Annotated in this window: 21 protein-coding genes; 6 read left to right on the plus strand and 15 right to left on the minus strand. The window is 36.1% G+C overall.

Annotated features, from left to right (window positions below):
* Positions 1-86 precede the first annotated feature (86 nt).
* Both DL897_RS11325 and DL897_RS11330 read right to left on the minus strand, forming a co-directional pair.
* On the minus strand, positions 87-875 hold the full coding sequence (locus DL897_RS11325) for an SDR family NAD(P)-dependent oxidoreductase (RefSeq protein WP_113659253.1): 789 nt from the start codon (positions 873-875) through the stop codon (positions 87-89).
* 790 nt (positions 876-1665) lie between these two features.
* On the minus strand, positions 1666-2133 hold the full coding sequence (locus DL897_RS11330; protein WP_113659254.1) for a thermonuclease family protein: 468 nt from the start codon (positions 2131-2133) through the stop codon (positions 1666-1668).
* 317 nt (positions 2134-2450) lie between these two features.
* Here DL897_RS11330 and def point away from each other — a divergent pair, with 317 nt between their 5' ends.
* Positions 2451-2966 carry a peptide deformylase gene (gene def, locus DL897_RS11335; protein ID WP_113659255.1) on the plus strand — a complete coding sequence of 172 codons (516 nt, stop codon included), beginning with the start codon at positions 2451-2453 and terminating at the stop codon, positions 2964-2966.
* Positions 2967-3095: 129 nt separating this feature from the next.
* Here def and DL897_RS11340 read toward each other — a convergent pair whose 3' ends face one another.
* Positions 3096-3890, minus strand: a complete 795-nt coding sequence (locus DL897_RS11340; RefSeq protein WP_338067089.1) for an SDR family oxidoreductase — start codon at positions 3888-3890, stop codon at positions 3096-3098.
* Between the two features lie 294 nt (positions 3891-4184).
* Complete coding sequence (locus tag DL897_RS11345) at positions 4185-5078, minus strand: DMT family transporter (protein ID WP_113659256.1); 894 nt, start codon at positions 5076-5078, stop codon at positions 4185-4187.
* Between the two features lie 121 nt (positions 5079-5199).
* Here DL897_RS11345 and DL897_RS18020 point away from each other — a divergent pair, with 121 nt between their 5' ends.
* Positions 5200-6081 carry a LysR family transcriptional regulator gene (locus tag DL897_RS18020; RefSeq protein WP_168188768.1) on the plus strand — a complete coding sequence of 294 codons (882 nt, stop codon included), beginning with the start codon at positions 5200-5202 and terminating at the stop codon, positions 6079-6081.
* 54 nt (positions 6082-6135) lie between these two features.
* Here the strand turns inward: DL897_RS18020 and DL897_RS11360 are convergent, their stop codons facing one another.
* On the minus strand, positions 6136-6804 hold the full coding sequence (locus DL897_RS11360) for an NAD(P)H-dependent oxidoreductase (RefSeq protein ID WP_168188769.1): 669 nt from the start codon (positions 6802-6804) through the stop codon (positions 6136-6138).
* 472 nt (positions 6805-7276) lie between these two features.
* On the minus strand, positions 7277-7867 hold the full coding sequence (locus DL897_RS11365) for a DMT family transporter (RefSeq protein ID WP_145962221.1): 591 nt from the start codon (positions 7865-7867) through the stop codon (positions 7277-7279).
* Between the two features lie 40 nt (positions 7868-7907).
* On the opposite strand from DL897_RS11365, the gene DL897_RS11370 reads away from it, so the two are divergent.
* Positions 7908-8783, plus strand: coding sequence for a LysR family transcriptional regulator (locus DL897_RS11370; protein WP_113659258.1), 876 nt, complete (start codon positions 7908-7910; stop codon positions 8781-8783).
* Between the two features lie 87 nt (positions 8784-8870).
* Here the strand turns inward: DL897_RS11370 and DL897_RS11375 are convergent, their stop codons facing one another.
* Positions 8871-9368 (minus strand): DUF5381 family protein, encoded by a 498-nt coding sequence (locus DL897_RS11375; protein ID WP_113659259.1) that lies wholly within the window; start codon positions 9366-9368, stop codon positions 8871-8873.
* Positions 9369-9543: 175 nt separating this feature from the next.
* Between DL897_RS11375 and DL897_RS11380 the strand changes: the two genes are divergently transcribed.
* Positions 9544-10455: an ArsR/SmtB family transcription factor gene (locus DL897_RS11380; RefSeq protein WP_168188770.1), complete on the plus strand. Its 912-nt coding sequence runs from the start codon at positions 9544-9546 to the stop codon at positions 10453-10455.
* Positions 10456-10469: 14 nt separating this feature from the next.
* Positions 10470-11693: an MDR family MFS transporter gene (locus DL897_RS11385; RefSeq protein ID WP_113659261.1), complete on the plus strand. Its 1224-nt coding sequence runs from the start codon at positions 10470-10472 to the stop codon at positions 11691-11693.
* A gap of 164 nt (positions 11694-11857) precedes the next feature.
* Here the strand turns inward: DL897_RS11385 and DL897_RS11390 are convergent, their stop codons facing one another.
* Positions 11858-12598 carry a class I SAM-dependent methyltransferase gene (locus DL897_RS11390; RefSeq protein WP_113659262.1) on the minus strand — a complete coding sequence of 247 codons (741 nt, stop codon included), beginning with the start codon at positions 12596-12598 and terminating at the stop codon, positions 11858-11860.
* 197 nt (positions 12599-12795) lie between these two features.
* Here DL897_RS11390 and DL897_RS11395 point away from each other — a divergent pair, with 197 nt between their 5' ends.
* Positions 12796-13296: a GNAT family N-acetyltransferase gene (locus tag DL897_RS11395; RefSeq protein WP_113659263.1), complete on the plus strand. Its 501-nt coding sequence runs from the start codon at positions 12796-12798 to the stop codon at positions 13294-13296.
* Between the two features lie 86 nt (positions 13297-13382).
* Here DL897_RS11395 and wrbA read toward each other — a convergent pair whose 3' ends face one another.
* From wrbA to nagB, 7 genes are all read right to left on the minus strand, one after another.
* Positions 13383-14015: an NAD(P)H:quinone oxidoreductase gene (gene wrbA / locus DL897_RS11400; RefSeq protein WP_113659264.1), complete on the minus strand. Its 633-nt coding sequence runs from the start codon at positions 14013-14015 to the stop codon at positions 13383-13385.
* 252 nt (positions 14016-14267) lie between these two features.
* Positions 14268-15017 carry a pseudouridine synthase gene (locus DL897_RS11405; protein WP_113659265.1) on the minus strand — a complete coding sequence of 250 codons (750 nt, stop codon included), beginning with the start codon at positions 15015-15017 and terminating at the stop codon, positions 14268-14270.
* Positions 15018-15161: 144 nt separating this feature from the next.
* Entirely contained in the window at positions 15162-15524 is a 363-nt protein-coding gene (locus tag DL897_RS11410) for a VOC family protein (RefSeq protein ID WP_113659294.1), read from the minus strand.
* Positions 15525-15691: 167 nt separating this feature from the next.
* Positions 15692-16420: a hypothetical protein gene (locus tag DL897_RS11415; protein ID WP_113659266.1), complete on the minus strand. Its 729-nt coding sequence runs from the start codon at positions 16418-16420 to the stop codon at positions 15692-15694.
* A 457-nt stretch (positions 16421-16877) separates the two neighbouring features.
* Entirely contained in the window at positions 16878-18347 is a 1470-nt protein-coding gene (gene nagE / locus DL897_RS11420; RefSeq protein ID WP_113659267.1) for an N-acetylglucosamine-specific PTS transporter subunit IIBC, read from the minus strand.
* Positions 18348-18389: 42 nt separating this feature from the next.
* Positions 18390-20117: a phosphoenolpyruvate--protein phosphotransferase gene (ptsP, locus tag DL897_RS11425; RefSeq protein ID WP_113659268.1), complete on the minus strand. Its 1728-nt coding sequence runs from the start codon at positions 20115-20117 to the stop codon at positions 18390-18392.
* Positions 20118-20160: 43 nt separating this feature from the next.
* Positions 20161-20919 (minus strand): glucosamine-6-phosphate deaminase, encoded by a 759-nt coding sequence (nagB, locus tag DL897_RS11430; RefSeq protein ID WP_113659269.1) that lies wholly within the window; start codon positions 20917-20919, stop codon positions 20161-20163.
* Between the last annotated feature and the right edge of the window lie 3 nt (positions 20920-20922).

Consider the following 20922-nt stretch of genomic DNA (forward strand, 5'->3'; position numbering starts at 1 on the left):
CGATTCACAAAGGTGGATTTATAATATTTTGTAACGTTAAAATTAGAATGGGAGAGTACACAAATGTTTCTCCCATGCTTTCCATTTTATTTCTTTCGTACCTCTTGTACTCTTCTTATGATAGCAGTAATTACTTTTCTTGGTAAAAAACGGATTCCTTTTATCAGGAAACGATTCTTCCAACCTGGAGTAACGATGGTCTTTCCTTTTAAAAATTTCTTATAACCTTCAACGGCAACTGTTTTTGCATCCATTGCAATTCCTTTCTTAAAAAGCGGAGACTGACCTAATTTCGCCCGCTTAGCAAAATGAGTTTCGGTTGGACCTGGGCATAGTACGGTAGCAGTTACTCCTGTATCTTTCAGCTCGTTGGCTAAAGCTTCTGTGAAGGATAATACATACGCTTTGGTTGCATAATAAACGGACATCAAGGGTCCCGGTTGAAATGCAGCAGTTGAAGCTACATTTAGAATTTTTCCATAACCACGTTCAATCATTCTTGGCAAAAATAGTTTCGTTAGATGGGTTAACGATTTAATATTTAGCTCGATCATATCTAATTCTTCCTGTATATCTGTTTCTATAAAAAATCCGAATAGCCCATAGCCAGCATTATTTACTAAATAGTCGATCTTTATATCCATACGAACAATCTCTTCATATACCTTCTGGACAGCAGCTGGTTGTGTCAAATCTTGTATGAACAAAATAATCCGAATCTGGTATTTTGCTTCCCATTCTTCTTTAAGCTGCTCTAGTTTTTCCTTGCTTCTTGCCACTAAAACTAAATGAACTTGATCTCGAGCAAAACACTCTGCTATCTCTCTACCAATTCCATAAGATGCTCCTGTAATCAGTGCATAAGAATCTGACAAATAGATCCCTCCGTTTGTTTAATATACAGATTACCTATGTTTTTAATTGAGTTATCCAATAGGCTCTATCTATTTAGATAACTATTTTAGTAGCTCCTTAATTTTCTGTAACCATGGAATAGATTGTGTTTTTCATTATTTTCATGTATATTCCTTACTATATATAAATAGCCGTATCAAATATCTTTCCTAATCTAAAAAAGGAGATAGGAAATGCCTATTAAATGAACTAGAGAACTACCCAATTGTAGCGAATTTTATTCCCATTATCAAACCAAAAGCTAGAAACACTCTTTTAGTGAACAACAGTTGTTTAAAGCAATTTCTAATAACTGGATCACAATTTCTGTCTACAAAAATGAAGAACGAATCGGTTTTAGTAGAGTGATCTCAGGCAAAATTTATCAGGCATTCATCTATGATTTAATAGTTAAACTGGAATGCCCAAGACAAGGGATTAGAACAGAAGTTTTAGATCAGTTGTTAAAAGAATGTTACCAGCATCAGATTCCATAAGTTTTATTTTTTAATGTTACAGACAAAGTAGGTTATTATAAAAAACTTAGCTTTAACGAACGAGCAGTTAATAATGCCCCTGTTATGGTTTGGGATCGCAAACCCATATTCTCCACTGAACACTCCCTCCACCTACGCTAACACTAAGAGGTGGGGGATTCTCGGTTAAAGAAACCTACTGGATGGTCCTTCATAACTGTGATTGTACACGAATAAACTGTGATCCAAGCTCTCTTTGAACCACAGTTTATGGTTACTGCATCCAACCTAATGTTTATAAACTGATTGCTCTATACTTTAAACGAAAATTTTCTTGTTCGTATTGCCATAAACCCAACTGCTTTCTTTTGGCTTCATTTTCTAATCTCTTTAAAGTTTCAACCTGCCTTCTAACTGTATGAATATTTGGTTGTTTCCAGTAATAACGAACCCAAGCTAGTCCTTTTCTTACAAGTAATTCTTGTAAAGCTTGTCCATTTATAAAAACCATTGCTAGAAGCCTACCCCCTTTATCCCTGCTCGAGGGTGCGATCTGAATCGATATTTCCTTTGCTTTTTCAATTAGTTCTTTGACAAATTGCTTTGCTTTGTATGCTATGGTTTGCTCTAGCATATTTATGCTAAATAATTCAGGAGTATCAATATATACTAGACGAACTATTTCTCTTTGATGATTATGTCTAATATGAATCGTATCACCGTCCACCACTTTTAATACTTGAACTTTATATGTTTTTCCCATTGACAAATCACTCTCCCAAAGGGAAATACATTTCCCCTAATCATTGACGGCAGACAAAAATCAGCAGAAATTTACTCTTTTTTATGATTTCTTTCATCAATTACCTTGTCAGAGCTTATATTACTTTCTACCCGATGTGTTGCCTTTTAATCTATCAAAATAGAGATAGAATTAGCTTTTTTTACTCTGTTTGACTAGCCAAATTAAGGATGATATGATTAAACCTACATGTAATTTTACTAGAATACATAAATAAAATATAAAACTTATAGCTTCAATGTGTATATAAACAACTAGTAGATCAAATGGAGGGAACTATGGCAGAAAAAAGAATTATCCCATTCGGTGACCCTATGTTAAGAAAGGTTTCTAAACCAGTTTTAAAGATTACTCCTAAAGTATTAAAACTATTGGATGATATGAAAGAAACACTTTATGCAGCTCCAGGAAGAGCAGGGCTTTCTGCTGTGCAAGTTGGAATCCTACGGAGAGTGGTTGTAATGGATTGTGGTGACGGGCTTATTGAGCTGATTAACCCTGAAATTATAGAGAAAAGCGGCGAACAGATAGGACCTGAAGCGTGTTTATCTTTTCCAAACTTTTGGGGAACAGTAAAACGTGCTAATTATGTAAAAGTAAAATATCTGAATAGAAATGGTGAAGAAACAATTATTGAGGGTGAAGGGTTTCTCGCTCGATGCCTGCAACATGAGATTGATCATTTAAATGGGGTATTATTCATTGATCATATTCAAAATAATGAACTTTTTCACGATCAAACCAATCAACCTGCCAATCTCCTAGAAGCTCTTCGCTTAACCCAACTATCATAATTAACTCTAATTCATATCAAAAATACAAAAACCCGTACCACTTCGAATTTACTCAAGAGTGGTACGGGCACCATGAGGACTAATTTCTTTAATCATTTTCTGTTGAGTCACTTAATTATACTTTTACAATTAAACGAGCGAATACCCTCCATCTACATGTAAAGTTGTTCCTGTAGTAAATGAATTGGTCATCAAATAAAGAAAGGCTTCTGCAACATCTTCCGGTTTTCCCACTCTTTTCACGGGTACTTGATTAGCGATGGATACAAAATAATCTTCTCGCTCTTCGGAAGACATTTTATCATAAAGTGGCGTATCAACAATACCAGGTGAAACTACATTGACTCGAATCGGACTCAACTCTACGGCTAAAGCACGAGCTAACGCTTCAATTCCGCCATTAATCGTCGAAAGTATAGAAAATCCTTTTGCTGGCTTTCTAGCCAAAACACCTGTACAAAATGTAATAGATCCTCCATCTTTTATAAAAGGTGCTCCATACTTTGCAGCAAAATACTGTCCCCAATATTTCGCTGCAAACGTCTTCTTCGCATCTTGGATAGGTAAATCCAAAAAATTTCCGGTAGGGCCTCCTGCAGCTGTAGAAACTAAATGGTCAAACTTCCCTATCTTTTGAAAAAAATTCTCCATATCATGCTCATTAGTGACATCAAGCGTAATTATCTCTACATTCTTTCTGATTTGCTCTTGCGCTTTTTTTAACTTTTCCTCTGAGCGACTTGCGATGACTACATGCCCACCTTGATGAACAACAGCTTGTGCAGTAGCAAGGCCCATTCCGGAGCTTCCACCTAGTACTACAACTCTTTTACCTTGCAAATCCATTCCAATCTCCCCTTTTTTAAGACCAGTTACTAGTTTTACTCTTAAAGTAAACCATATAAATTTTCCCTTTTTTTCCAAATTCAACTCCTCTACTTTAGATACTATAAAGGAATGAGCTTATGCTTATAGAAGAATATCTAACTCGTTTATGTTTAGTTTGTATAACAAACTTGTTTATATTAAATAATAAAAGCTTTTGTTACAGCATACTGCATCATTCGATTGTAAATCCAGACTATACCTAGAGGAAGTCACAAATCGTTTTTGTGTAGGATCGACTTTCTCTCCAAACCTTTAGCACGGGAGTATGTGGGAAGCGATGAGCGGATAATTAAGAGGGCCACCTCTTTCACGTTTTGGTTTTTATCCCCCTTATTTTCCTTTTAGTTCATGAAATCGCATCGTTTTCCAAGTTGGCCAATTGATAATCACAATTCCTATAAGGACACTTATACCACCAAAAATATTTTGCCAGGTGATTTTTTCATGAAGAAAAATAGCCCCGACAATCATTGCTATCACAGGTGCTACATATGTCCAAGTAGCAGGAAATACTGCGTTCGTTTTTTGAACAAGCCAATAAAAGATTCCTAAAGCGATGATAGAAGCTACAATCGTTAAGTAAAAAAGAGCTGCAATAGAATGGGGACTAAAAGAGATTGTGCTCATATTTTCAAACAGAAATGAAAGAAGAAATAGTCCAAAACTAGCAAACAGTAATTGTAATCCATTGAAGACAAGTGGTGACATATCCTCCATCATTTTCTTGGAACGAACTGCACCCCAAGCAAAGAAAAGTTCCGCAATGACAAGAATACATTTGCTTACTAATGCAAATGCTCCCACTACATCATCATGAAATCCTGTGATTAGAACAGTTCCAGCTATACTAAAGAATAATCCTATTAATAAATAAACTCGGAACTGTAAAGTTCCTGAAGCGATACTCAAGATCGTTGTAAAAATAGGTCCTGTTGATACTAATATTGCAGCAACACCTGATGAAATATATTGTTCTGACCAATAAAGAGCTGCATATGGAATCGTGGTCATGAGAATTCCTACAACGGCAATATCAATAGTCTTTTTCCAAGTAAGCTGGGGCAACTTTTTACGAAATCCGAAATAGAGAATAATTAAAGCACCAGCGAGAAAAAAGCGGATGGCTGCAAAGAAAAAAGGAGGCATGGTGTCGGTCATACCCAGTTTGATTACTAAAAAAGTTGTACCAAATATCAGACACATAATTAGATATCCAATAATCATCGTTTTCTACTCCTTCCTTATAAATTCAACATACCAAAATAGGAGTAGATCCGATAATATAGAAAAGGTAGAAGTATATAACCAAAAGTTATATCGAAAAAGAGAAAGTAGTGAGGATACGATGTTTAGTCTTCAACAAGTGATCTATTTTAAAACGACAATTGAAAAAGGAAGCATCAATAAAGCTTCCAAAGAACTATTCGTGTCCCAACCAGCCCTAACCAAACAACTAACTCGCCTAGAACAAGATTTAGGTACTTGCTTATTGATACGAAAATCAACAGGAGTAGAACCTACTGAAGCTGGAATCTATTTTTATCAACGTGCATGCATCATTTTGGAGGAAATCAAACAAATCATGAAAGAAATGGGTCGCTTCTCCTTTTATTCATCTCTTCGCATTGGCACTTTACCCAGCTTAGCCAATGATTACCTACCTTCATTAATGGATCGTTTTATCAATAAGCCCAAAAATACGGAAGAAATTAACATACTAATACGAGATACGACCCAAGAACTAATTACACTACTAGAAGATCGAGCCCTTGAAATAGCTTTCGTTCAAGACTATGATGGTCATCCTATTTTCAAGTCACTCCCTTTGTTTCAAGAACAATATTTTGCGATACTTCCTACTTCACATCCACTTGGTCAAAAGCAAAATCTTAGCTTTGCAGAGGTCATTCAAGAAAAAATGATTTTACATAAAGAACCTTGTGATATTCGTACATCGTTTCAAAAACACTGCTACCATCTAGGAATCAAGCCAAATATTATCCTTGAACTTAATTTTAATGAGTCATTACTCCCCTTTGTCGCTGAAGGATATGGCATTTCACTCATCCCTGAAATGTCAGCAAAAAATATCCAAGATACCAAGATCCTAGTAAAAAAAATCGATCATCAACCCTTCTACCGTAAGATTAGCGTGGTTTTCTCGGAACAATTAGAAAGTGTGGTATTTCGTCTACTTACGGGTCAACATCCTATTAAACATGGATAAAAAAGAACCACAATGGCTATTTTCTAAGCCTGTGGTTCCATTCATTTACTCTCTTTACTTAACCCAATCCACTACCATATCCATTGTTTGTCTTGTCTTTGGAGAAGCAGGATCATTGACACGATAGCCAAAAGCCACCAAACAAGAAACACCGAAATCTCCTTGCATAATTCCTTCTTCTTTTAGGATTTGCTCTACCTGTTCTTTGTTAAACCCTTCCATTGGACACGAATCGATACCAATTTGGGCTGCAGCAGTCATCATATTACCTAATGCGATATATGTTTGTCTACAAGCCCAATCAAATATCGCTCGATCACTTTCTAAATTAAAGTCAACCTCTTGGAATCGTTTAATCGCTTTTGTCAGTCCTTCTTTTGCTGCTTCTGGTAATTTCTTTACATCATTAAATAAGGTTGATAGATATTCTGAGTCATAAGTCAAATCTGCTTTGGTTCTTGCTAAAATGACAACAAAATGACTGGAAGTAGTCACCTGTTTCTGTCCCCATGCAGCCGAACTTATTTTTTCTCTTACCTCTGGATTCTGAATAACGACAAATTTCCAAGGCTCTAAGCCAAATGAACTAGGAGACAATCGGCCAGTTTCTAAAATAAAATGAAAATCCTCATCGGAAATCTTTTTAGTTGGATCAAACTCTTTACATGCATGACGAAATTGATAGGCTTGTAAAATTTGTTCCTTTTTATTTTCCATAGCCATTCTTCTACCCTTCTCTATCGATTTACCTCTATGGGTTCGAACGTTTCGTATAGAGCTTTTCTTATTCCATAGCTCAGATTTATTATATGTTATTTTAATAGTATTATGTAGACGTCCTAATGCTTATCCTAAAAATAGATACATCCAGAGAGAAGAAATAAACTTATTACTCCGATTTAATTAGAACACATTTTTTATGAGGATGATGTATATCTTCTAAAATCAAGTGATCACCTTGTACTTTCACATTTTTATAAAAAAATCATCATCTTTAAATTCAATAGACTTGATATTCGTGTACTTTGCGCAATAAGGGTCTTCTATACATTAATTCGTTTTTATTTTAGGAGGAATGATCCACTTTCCATCTATAGTTATAACCCTGACAGAACATACATTAATGTAGTAATTCCCCTGAACTTGATAGTATTGTTATATAGTTCACACACATCCCATTTTTTAGTCAAAGACACTATTTATCTTGCTTATCACTTGAAATCATCACCACAATACTGCCAACCATGACCAACAAGATACCTACACTAGTCGTTATAGCTGGTGTTTGCTTCCACAATAGCCAACTAAATAAAACACCAAACACAATTGATAAATACATGATGGACGATACTACGTTTGGATGTAAAAATTTAAGTACATATGCAAGCAATTGCTGTGAAAGAACACTGAGTAAGGCAATAGCTAATAGAAACAAGATAGAATCGATTTTCCAAGCTGAAGAGTCTAGAAGCATATAAATAAATGAAGCTATGGTTGAAAACAAGAAGAAATAAAAAACAATACTAAAACTGTGGTCTGTCTTTCGTAAAATACTCATGGTCACATTGGCTAACGCCGTGAATATACCTGAAACCAGAGCAAAGAGAGTAGCCCAGCTAAAATGAGTAGCAGAAGGTTGAACCATAAAATAAACACCTATAAATCCGATAAACACACCTAAATAGATGGACTTTTTTATCTCTTCTTTAAATAAGAAAAACAAGATGATCGGAATATAAAAAGGATAAGTAGCATTTAGAGTGATCGCACTCTCAGCTGGTACCATCAAAAAATTTTAGATATGAATCGTGGGATAGAAAACGCTCATGGAATTAAGAAACTTAAAAACCTTCCAAGTGGTCGCCGAGCAATTAAATCTCTCAAAAGCGGCCAAGATTTTGAAATACACACAACCTACAATCACTTTTCAAATTCAAGCATTAGAAAAAGAAATTGGTCATCCCTTGTTCGACCGAGTAGGCAAAAAAACTTTTTTAACACCAGCAGGAAATGTGTTAAAACAATATACAGATCAACTATTCAACATTGTTTCTGAAATGGAAATAGCTTTGCAACAGCTACATAAGCCTAGTGGCAAACTTCGGATTGCAGCCCCAGAATATTTCTGTACCCATCAACTAGCCCAATTTATCCGTCCAATTTATCAACAGTATCCAGAAGTACAACTGGAGCTGATTTCCTGTAGTAGTAAAGAAGCCATCCAGTTGGTTCATGACTATAGAACCGACCTAGCTATTATTGCAGGTCCATGTGATTCAGATCATTTAGAAACGGTATTACTTGCTCAAGAAGATATGGTGCTAATCACAACACAAGAGAATGTTGAAACTCATGGAAAAATAGGGGTTCATGAGGTACTTCCATTTATCACATTTCGCGGGGATCATAATTTAAAAGAAGTCATTTGGGAATGCTTGGATCAAATCAACTATCAACCTCGATCAATCATTGAATCAAGTAGCGAGGAAACCATCAAACGCGCTATTTTAAACCATGCTGGTTTGGCATTACTTAGTACAAACACCGTCCAAAGCGAAATCGAATCAGGACACCTTACCGTGTTAAAAACCTTTAAGTTATGTATTCATGTCTATATGATTTATCTAAAAAATAGATCGAAAGAAGTCAATATAACCAGTTTTAGCAATTTACTACAAAACGTTTTTAAAAGTATAAAATAGGGTGAAAAGATTGATAAAAGTCATATTAGCTGATGGACGCTCCATCACATCGGTTCGACCCAAACTTCTTTATACAATCGCCAACCTTTAAATAAAAGGTTGGCGATTCTTTTGCCAAGCTTCTTGGCATTCTATAGTTGAGTAAGGAATGATATAGGTACTAACTATTTTTTCTAATTCATTCAAATCAACTAGATTATACGTTGAGATATAATGACTCTGATTTGTAGCTGTTCGTATGATTATGTCTGGAAACACCAGCCCAATCAGTCGATGATTATGATATCCAATAGAAATCTCAGCTAACTGCAAAAAATCCACTTTTCGGTTTTTATATACAATTCCGTCTTGAACAATCTCAAACAAAATGCGATTTTTACGTCGTAAAACAGATATGATTTTTAATAGCACACCTCCAAAGAAGACTAGTCCAATCGTCCCGACCAATAACGCTTTAAATTCTAAAATCCAAAATAAAACAAGAGATCCAACAATCATCATCAGAGGAGCAGTTACCATACACCCTACATTATATTCTCCATATATCACCTGAATGCCCCGCTCTGTTTCCTTCATGCACTTCATTAGTCTTGTCCCTTTCTTGAATCAAAATATTTCATTTTTTATTGGCAATATATTATTTTACTTTATATCAAGTAGTTTTTAAATATCTTTTCAATCGCCTAATAAAATGATTGAAATGAATCTAAAAAAGTATTAGAATTGTATCAACTAATAATAAATATTCGAGGGTGATCGAATGGGTAAATATTATTCTATCAAGATTGACTATTCCCCTGCTTATGAATTAGTGATTAGCTTTTATACTTATATCTATCATAAGAAAATAAAGTTTATTTCCCTAGGTAAAGATTGGGTCACCAAAACAAGAGATATGCTTCCTGAGAAATTTGCTCTTATGCTAGAAGATGAGCGTTGGGAAGTTTTACATCGAATGGTCTTATTGATTTCACAATGCCCTCAAAAAGAAGACGCTTTTCAATTTTTAAGTTGGTTAGAGCATCTCCCAGCTGGAGAGATCTATGAGCGACTTGCTCCTTGGGTTACCTCTATCCCACTAAATTTAGGAGATATTCGCGATCGAACTTTATATTTACTGACAGAATGGAATGAGCACTACTTTAGGTATGTCGATGCAGATATTTTTGGTCACCTTCAAACCGATTTTAAGAAGAGACAACAACAACTCCAAGCGATCAATCCGATTGATCTCATCGAGGATGCTACAAATGGGATACGTATTGAACCTACTGATCAACTACAAGAAGTGATATTAATTCCACAATATCACTGTTCTCCCGCAACCGTTTTCGACTATTTTCGTGGAATGGCAACCTGTTTGTATCCTTGCGAAGAAGCTTCTACTAGGAAAGATCAAGAAGTGGAAAACCTACTTGACCAATTACAATGTTTAGCAGATGGGACACGACTTCATATGCTAAAGTTTTTAGCTGAAAAACCAAGAACGTTAATCGAAATTCATCAACATCTGAATATGGCTAAAAGTACCATTCACCATCATATCACCATTCTTCGCCGCTCTGGGTTAATCCGAAGTCATTTTTTTGATCATACAACTCCTAGTTATTACAGTCTAAGGCAAAGTGCGATTCATCGGTTTCATACAGAATTAAACAATCTTTTATTTTAAAAGGAAGATCATATATGCAAAAAATATATCGGTATATTCAAGCTTATCATCCAATTGTTCATGTGCTTATGCTAGGAACGGTTTTTATTTCATTCACAAGTTCCATGAGTATGCCTTTTTTGGCTATCTTTCTTGGGGAAACAACACCGCTTGATTATGCAACCATCGGATTTATTATTGGTGCAGGACCATTGGCTGGTACATTGGGAAGTTTTATTGGTGGCATTCTTTCCGACTTTTTAGGAAGAACCCGTTTAATTGTACTCTCTCTACTCATTTTATCTATTTCTTTTTTAGGGTTTATTTATACTAAAAATCCATTTATTCTACTCTTTATTAGTATCTTAAGAGGATTAGCTGCTTCTTTTTTTAATACCATCTCGAAAGCTCTTACAGGTGATTTAACTCCTGAAACAAAAAGAGTTAGAGCCTTTTCCAATCGTTATTTAGCGAATAATCTAGGGTACTCATTGGGACCTATCTTTGGTGCTTTACTAGGGATTAGTGGAGGCTCTATCGCTTTCTTTCTCACTACAGCTGTTTATATAGTTTATGCCTTACTACTGTTTATTTTATTTAGAGCTTATAATCTACAGCTTGCTACAGAATCAAATGAAGAAAAAATTTCTGTCTCTCAAGTTTTGAGGACCATACGTAGTGACGCTGCTTTGTTTCTCTTTATTTTGGGAGGAGTCTTACTTATGACGGTTTATGGGCAAATATCTATTTCCCTATCCCAATATTTGAAAAGTTATTTAACGGATGGTATACAATTATTTAGTATACTCATGAGTCTCAATGCATCCACAGTCCTGCTTTTACAAATTCCATTAACACGGTGGTCGGAAAGGTTTAGTTTGTTTTTTCGGATTGCCCTAGGAAGTATTCTACTTACAGTAGGTTTGGTGGGATTCGCTTTTTCCTCAAACTGGTTTGGCTTTATCCTATCTATGATTATCTTTACTTTAGGGGAAATTTTAGTGATTCCTGCTGAATATGCCCAAATCGATGAAATAACACCTAAGGGGATGCGAGGTACTTACTATGGGGCACAAGGATTTACGGAGTTTGGAAACTTTATTGGTCCTTGGATGGGTGGAATTATACTAGCAAAGTTTGGAGGACCCACACTATTTCTTACATTGGCGATGATTTCTTTATCCAGTATTATTTTTTTCTTCAAAGGAAGGAAATTATATATGAGCCAAACTTCAAATATGAAAAGTCCCTCTATTTAAAAATAGTTAAATGATTTGAGATATTTCTTGAGGAACTCCAGTCATTAAAAGAGGGATTACTTTCTGATTTTTGAATAGAAATGGTGCTTAATCTATTTCCTATAATAATCCATATAAATAAAAATGACTTGAGAGGCAACCTCAAGTCATTTTTCCTATTCCTGCTACTTCCGGCAAACCCACATTACTTTTTGTAAATGTATCATCTGTTGATCAATCCACTGGGTTTCTGTTTTATCAATGAGTTCGAAAATCTTTTGACGATTTTCCGTCGATGTTTTCGCTCGATCTAACCACTCTGGGATATTCATCTGTGTCGTCCACGTACGATAACAGTTTATTTCAGAAAAACCTGATTCGTTCAATAACTGCTGCCATTGTTCTATAGAAAGACATTCGACATGAGAAGGATCACGTAATTTTTCAATACTATTCATAAGCTGGGCACTTTCAGGGTCACTCGGAACAAAGTTATCGATAAGGATTAACAGACCTTGCTTACATAAAACTCGTACCATCTCTTTGATCGCTTTTTTAATATGAGGAAAATGATGAGAGGCTATACGACAGGTTACTAAGTCAAAGTAACTATTAATAAACGGGAGTGCTTCAGCATCTCCTAATACAAATGAAATATTGGTAATATTTCGCCTATCCGCTTCTACTGAAGCAACCTGAAGCATATTAGGTGTAAGATCTAGTGCAATCACATTTTTAACAAATTCACTTAATACAAATGCAGTATGCCCTGCACCTGTTGCAATATCTAATGCTCTCTCATGCGGAGATTCAACGATCAAATCTTTTAACCAGTGCAGATCTATTCCCTTTGCGTGAACTTGACTAGTAAGATATGATTCGGCTGACTGATTAAATTGTTGTACAACTTGGCTCTTCTTATCCATGTCTACCCTCTCCTTTGTTTCATTAGATGAAACTAAGTTTCAAAATATAAGATTATTATAACTGATTTTTACAAAGATAGCTAGATATTTGTAACTATTTCGTCTAGTTTTGTTGCTTAAAGCTGAAATGCTCATCCGTTTTACTTGTATAAAATTGGGGTAATTATTATAATTCCGTCAAGGGAGGTTCATAAAGAATGATCATCAGACAACTAACCACAGATGATGTATCACATTTTCGTCAACTTCGCTCGCAATCTCTGGCAGAAGAACCTACTTCTTTTGGAGCTTCTTATAAAGATTTCAATCAAAAAACACTTGAACAAATAAAACAAAGCATAATCCCCACCGAAAATGGATGGATTCTAGGTGTATTTAGCGAGAGTAGTCAGCTTTTGGGAATAGCAGGTTGGTACCGAAATTCCACAGAAAAAACACGCCATAAATCGAATATCTGGGGAGTTTATGTGATTCCAGAACGTCGAGGTACTGGGATCGGCCGTGCTTTAATTCAATTGATTATAAAAAAAGTTCGGAAGCAAAAAGAAATAGAGCAGATCCAGCTATCTGTCCAAGCTGGGTCAGCTGCTGACTTTCTATACCAGTCACTTGGATTTCAGACTTTTGGGGTAGAACAAATGGCCTTGAAAGTAGGATCAAAGTATATCAATTTAAAACATATGGTTTATTTCTTATAAAAAATGGGCTCTCTTTACGTTTTTGCATCTAAACATGAACATAAAGAGAACCCCATTTTTTTAAAATTACTTTATCACATGATCCATTATAAGTTCGTACTTTTTAATGCTTTTGCTACTTTAGCTACTCGAGCTCCCAAACGCGAAGCCATCGTTAACTCTCTTTGATCTGGGTTTAACTCTCCATTAGGTCCTACTACAGTAGCAGCACTATAAGGGGAGCCACCAATTCCTTCAGCTGTCATTTGTTCAGGATTTTCTCCATACGGCAGACCCACATATATCATTCCAAAATGAAGAAGTGGAATGATAGTCGTAATCGCTGTTGTTTCTTGCCCGCCGTGTACTGAACCTGTACTTACAAACACTCCAGTAGCTTTACCTTCGAGTTTGCCTGTTGCCCAAAGACCGCCAGCTGCATCTAGAAATTGTTTCATCTGTGCTGGCATCATTCCAAAACGTGTTGGAACACCCCAAATTATTCCATCAGCCCATAGTAGATCTTCTTGTGTTGCATCTGGAATCTCTTTTTGTGCTTCCTGAGCTTTTACATACGGTTCTTGTGTTGATAAAAACTTGCGCGCCACATCAAACTCAGGAACCTTCACGATTTTCACTTCGATATCGCTTTCATTTTTAGCACCTTGAGCAACAGATTGGGCCATCTGATAGATATGACCATAAGCACTATAATAGATGACTAAAATTTTGGTAGACATTCCCACTTCTCCTTTCCGTCTTCTATGTTATATTTCGCTTTGATTGTTTGATCTATACAATTGATTGTCATAATATACATTTTAAATAATTTACATTTAGGGAATTATTATATATAATATGTCACGTTGCATAATTCAATCAAAGGTATGAATCATTAGACGAAGAGCTTCAACACAATCGTCTAAAGCCAAAAAATAGAATCAAAAAACAGTTAACCTTGTCCAATTTAGGCTAACTGTTTTTATCATTTGCTAATATGTTTTCTTCTTCTTAACATCTTCTTTTAGCTTCGCAATATCTTCTTCGGTTAATTCCAGATATTCTCCAGGTTCTAAGTCTGGATCTAAGTACAATGATCCCATCGCAAGCCGTTTTAAATATTTCACTTTTTTTCCTACTGCTATAAACATCCGTTTTACTTGATGAAATTTTCCTTCATAAATGGTTAATTCAACTTCAGAAGTTTTACCAGCTTGAAGAATTTCTAATTCACTGGGCATGGTTAAATATCCATCATCTAAGATCACACCCTGCCGAAATGCTAGTATATCCGCTTCCGTTACTTCTCCTTCGACCATTGCATAATATAATTTTGGGACATGCTTTTTCGGGGATAACAGCTGATGAGCCAATTTCCCATCATTCGTTAAAATTAATAATCCTTCAGTATCTTTATCCAATCTCCCAACAGGAAAGGGTTCGAAATGTTGATGTATCGGATCTAATAAGTCTGTTACCACTTCGGCAAAGCGATCTTCTGTAGCTGATAATACTCCCGCAGGTTTATTCATCATTAAATAGATATACTCTTGATAGGTAACGAGCTCACCATCTATCTCAATACGATCATGATTGGGCAACACATGAAAACCAGGATCTTGAATTACTTTACCATTGATGACGACCGAGCCTGTTTTCATCCGTTTTTTAATCTCTTTACGTGTTCCCCATCCCATATTAGCCAATATTTTATCGATCCGTTGCCGTTTATCATTTGCCATGGTGTTCCTCCAACATTATTTTACACAGTGTGTTTATTCTAACATCTACGTATTGAGTCTGGCAAATAATAGCGAAGCATCACTTATGACTAAACTTGACTACGCATCTCACTTAAGTTTTATTTAGAAGAGGTAGATTCATTTTTATTGTTTTAATACATATTCATTTCCATCTAAGTCTTTAAAAATAGCAAAAGTTCCCCATTGCATTTTTTTGGGCTCTTCGACAAATTCAACTCCTTTGTTATGTAATTCAGTATAAGTTTGCTGAATATTTTCACACTCAAAAACTAGCGAAGCTTTCATCTCTGCCCATTTTGGCATCATCGATTTTGGGTAAATCACAATGCGAGTTTGTGCATTTTTAGGCGCTACTTCAATCCAATTTCCGTTAGGGCCCATTGGTTTATTCTCACGTTGCTCAAAACCCATTTTTTCTGTCCAAAACTGAAGCGCTTTTTCTTGATTATCTGTATAAATAGCCACTGTTGCAATATTTGTAATCATCATTCATTCTCTTCCTTTAACCCTTTTAGAAAATAGTATCTACCTTCAAGAAAACAAACATACCATCATCATACATATAAATCTTCTGGTGAGGAATTATTTGTTCGAATATTTATATTTTTCATCCATATTCACTTGATATTCCCAAAAGATGCGAAATATCTAATCTATATTACAATTGTATATTTCTCTTTGTTTAATAATTCTCCTAGTCTCTGGCTAAGATGCTCTTTGTTTTCACTATTTGTATCGTGCCTAAAAGTATGAGACCATTTTTGCAAAAACTCATAGACTGCTTGCTGTTCAACTTGCATCTTTTTTTTCTTTTGCTGTAGTGCCTTCTTGTCAGTTTCGAATATTTGTTTGTATTTTTGAAAGTTTATAGGGCTTCGATTGATACTTTTTAGTTTCCACCTAAGCTGTCTATTTTTACGGATGAATCCTCTGTATCTAATAAAAGCTTGATGATCTCTTTGAAAAGTTTCTTTTTCCATCTGAAAAAATTCCTCATCAATTTTTAATTCCTTTTCACGTCGTGAAATCTCCCACTCCCTTTGCTCCAATTTCTCTTGGATATGGTGAATCAATTGTTTGGTCCAGTCATAAATATTTTCAGCTTGAATCCAGCATTCTCCTTGACAAAACGAGATAATGGGAACCTGATCTAACGGCTTATCATCCACAATCCAAAAAGCTGCATCTCCCAGAACATGATGTTCAAAGTAAAAGCTACCTAATACTTGAAATTGATTGATATGTTCCTCTTGTATCGCTTCTTCAATTTCTCCACTTGAAACTCCAAACGCTTCTGCATGAATAGACATTTGATTAAGCTCTACCATCGTGATTAACTCTTGTAAAATTTCCGGTAGATTTTTAGTTAGAAGTTCAGCCAAACTATTTCCCTCCAACTTTAGTTTCTAAGATATACTTGCTTAATTGATGAACTTCTTATTATTTAGTCTAATCACAACACAAGCATATTGGGTATTTCTTGCAAATATTTCATAAGAATGACACATTTACAGATTAAACTTTCTTCAGCATATTGCATAATGCGAGCCAAAACCTAAGTCATTTCAAGAACTAGAGCAAATCGTTTTTGTGTGATCGACTTTTGCAACAAATCTTTAGCCAGAGTGAGTGGGAAGCGATGGATGACTGATTATGAGGGCTCTTATTAACTATAAATAGGTCGAGAAAAGAAGAATTTTTCAGCCAAGAGATTAAAACTAAAAAGATCCTATCATCACCTTCCTATTACGTTGTGACCGAACTTCGATTCAAGCCATAGCTGATTATATAGAGGGGAAGATATGTTAAAAGCCACAGGTTCTCCCTGTGGCTTTTCGATTAAGCAGAATTTAAAAGCTTTTCAATTTCAACCTTTAGTTGTTCAGAGTAAACTCCGAAAACAATTTGGATTTTCCCATTGCCAAGACGTAAAATTCCGGCAGCCCCAATCGATTTTAAACCATTTTCATTAATTTGGATATCATCAAAGAGTTCAAGACGTAAGCGTGTAATACAAGCATCCACATCTTTGATATTTTCTTTTCCACCAATATATTCAACAACTTTCGTTGCTTTATCATGCAAGCTGGTTGCTTTACCTTCATTTCCTTCTTCTTTGCCTTCTGTTTCCTCCTCATCATCTTCACGACCAGGTGTTTTAAGGTTGAACTTGACAATGAGGAAACGGAATAGGAAGTAGTAAACCACTCCGAAAGCTAAACCAATCGGAATAAGCCAAAGTGAATTTTTACCAATGGGTATACTAAGAACATAGTCAATCAGACCTGCCGAAAAGCCGAATCCACTATGAATATCCAGTGAAGTAACAATCACTCCAGAAATACCTGTTAAGATTGCATGCACAACATAAAGTGCCGGTGCTACAAACATGAAAGCGAATTCAATTGGCTCCGTAATACCTGTGATAAATGCTGTAACCGCAAAACTTATAAATACAGTAGAAATTGCTTTTCTTTTTTCTGGTTTGGCTGTATGAATAATTGCTAAACAAGCTGCCGGTAGACCAAACATCATAATCGGGAAAAATCCAGTCATAAACATTCCTGCATTTGGATCTCCAGCAAAGAAACGATTTAAGTCTCCTTGTACAAGTTTCTCTGTCACAGGGTTTATGAAGTCACCGAGTTGGAACCAAGCAATGGTATTAATAACATGATGAAGCCCTACCGGGATAAGCAAACGGTTAAAGAACCCGAATAACCCTGCACCGATATAACCTAAGCTAACAACCCAGTTACCAAAAGCACTAATTACTTCTTGAATAGGTCCCCATATTACACCAACTAGCAAAGAAATGATCACCATATAAATCGATGTAATCAGCGGAACAAACCGTTTTCCTGCAAAAAATCCTAGCCAATCTGGAAGTTTAATATCATGATATTTATTATAGAGATAAGCTGATATAGATCCTGCTAGAATCCCCCCTAGTACTCCCATGTTTAATTCCATCTTATCTGGGACATGAGCAAACATAGCGGGTATCTTAGATAATACGTTCACCAACACAAAGTGGGCGATTACAGCAGCCAAAGTTGCTACCGCATCGCGAGCAAAACCAATCGCAATCCCGATTGCAAAGATCAGAGCTAAATTATCAAAAACGGCAGCTCCCCCTGCTGCCAGCAGAGGGGCCACATATTGATTTAAAAATCCACCCACAGTCGCGCCTAGTTTAAATTGCTGTACATAGTCGATTTGTCCAAATCGATTGAGTAGGGCTGCGGCTGGTAAGGTAGCCACAGGCAACATAAAAGACTTACCTACTTTTTGTAGAAATGCTAACAAAACAAACATCCTCCTTCATAAAAGTCATTTCTTAGGTGTTTCTTAGATGTTATGACTTTGTTGGGATAGGTACTGTTGAACTTCTTCAGCAGTAGCAAATGTTAACGCATGATCAGCTACTTTTTTTGCATCTGCCAAAGATGTGGAGCGAATTTGTTTCTTAACCTGGAGTAAATTTGCTGAAGCGCTAAATTCATCCAATCCAAGACCCAAAAGTAGCTTAGTTGCTAATGGATCACCCGCCATTTCTCCGCACATCCCTGTCCAAATTTGATGACGGTGAGATGCATCGATGACCATTTTAATCAACCGGAGCACAGCAGGATGAAAATAGTTATATAAATGCTGTATCTGCTCATTCATCCGGTCAACTGCCAAAGTATACTGTACAAGATCATTGGTACCAATACTAAAGAAATCAACTTCTTTAGCTAACTCATCGGCAATAAGGCATGAACTAGGAATTTCAATCATAATGCCTACTTCCACACTTGGATCAAAGGCGACACCTTTTGCTTGAAGCTCTTGCTTTACTTCTTCAAGAATTTCTTTCGCCCGTTGAACTTGCTCGACATGAGAAATCATTGGGAACATAATCAAAGCTTTTCCATGTACACTCGCACGTAAGATAGCTCGTAGCTGTGTTTTAAATAGATCTACTTGATCTAGTGAAATTCGAATCGCTCTCCAGCCTAGAAAAGGATTCATTTCCTCAGGTAAATTTAAGTAAGGAAGATGCTTATCTCCACCAATATCTAATGTCCGAATAATCACTGGTTTCCCATTCATTTTTTGGATGACTTCTGCATATGCAGCAAATTGCTCTTCTTCGGAAGGCAAATCTGCCCGATCCATAAAGAGAAATTCACTTCTAAATAATCCAATCCCATCTGGGCTATTTTCCAAAAGTGAGTCTATATCAGTAGGACGACCTAAATTTGCTTTTAATTTCACTCGATGACCATCCGTCGTTTCTGCTTTCAAATCGCGCAGTTTCGCGAGTTCTTTTTTGAGTAATTCTTCTTGTTCCAACCGCTTACGATATTGTTTTAAAGTTGCTTGATCAGGCTGAATCCAGATTTCCCCTGTAGAGCCATTGATAATGAGTTGATCTTGATCTTGTATTTTTTCAAGGACCTCTTCTCCCGCTCCCATAACTGCTGGGATTTCCAGTGAACGGGATAAAATAGCAGCATGTGAAGTTTTACCACCTTTTGCTGTCACAATTCCCAATACAAACTGACGTGGTAACTGTACAGTTTCAGATGGTGTTAAATCATCAGCAACAATAATAACCGGCTCTTTTATTTGTAAATGCATATCATCTGTCTGCCCAGTCAAATGATTGATGATTCGCTTTCCTACATCTTGGATATCTGTAGCTCGTTCACGCATATACTCATTCTCCATCGCTTCAAACATTTGGACAAAATGCTTAACCACTCGTTGGACAGCTGAAGTCGCATCCAGCAGTTCATCCTTGATTTGCCGCTTCATTTCCCCTACAAATTCCGGATCTTGTAAGAAAGCAAGGTGAGCCATCATGATATTAGCTTCTTCTTCGCCTACATTTGAAAGCATTTGCTGATGAATCTCAGTTAGTTGTTTAGTAGATTTTTCTATACTTTGTTCTAAACGTTTAACCTCTTGCTCTACTTCTTCAGGACGGATCTGTTTTTCATCAGAAGATTCGACGGCTTTGCTCCAAACCACCGCTTTTGCAATTGCTATCCCTTGTGATGCAGCAATTCCTTGTAATTTCATCTTCATTCACCTCTAATTATGATATCTTAAAACATTGAGAAGCTAGGAGCTAACCGACTATCTGCTCGAGGTTTAAATCTTTCAATAAATCCGCAACTTCGTTTGTAACTAATATAGAAACATCGGCATGAAGTTGTAAAATGGTTGCTGGGACTCGAGGATCAACAATACTTGAGAAAACAGATTGAACCGCTTTTGCCTTTGATTTATCACTGGCAAGGAGTATTATTTTCTTAGCATTCATAATATTTCCAACGCCCATTGTAATAGCCTGCCTTGGAACCTCTGATTTATCTCTGAAAAAGCGGGCATTGGCTTCTATCGTTTTATCGGCTAATTGGATAATATGTGTATTCAAAATAAATGATTCTGCTGGCTCATTAAATCCAATATGTCCATTTGCTCCAATTCCCAATATTTGCAAATCGATAGGACCCTCTTTTTTTAGTTGAGATTCATATTCATTGCATGCTTGTACAGGATCCTGAAATATACCAGAGGGAAAGTGAATTTGGCTCTTTTCAATGCCAACTTTTCCAAATAAATTCTCCCACATAAAACGATAATAGCTTTGTGGGTGTTCTTTATCTAATCCTACATACTCATCCAAATTAAAGGTTCGAATCTGCTTAAAATTCACCTCCCCCTTCTGGTACATCTTCGTAAGCTCTTGATATAGTCCGACTGGTGTACTACCAGTAGCAAAACCGATAACAGATGTTGGCTTATTGGTGACTTGTTTAGCGACTATTCGTGCTGCTTGGCGACTTAGCTCCTCATAGTGATCACATACAATTAGTTGTAACAAGAC

It is taken from the genome of Thermoflavimicrobium daqui (genome assembly GCF_003313465.1).
GTDB lineage: Bacteria > Bacillota > Bacilli > Thermoactinomycetales > Thermoactinomycetaceae > Thermoflavimicrobium > Thermoflavimicrobium daqui.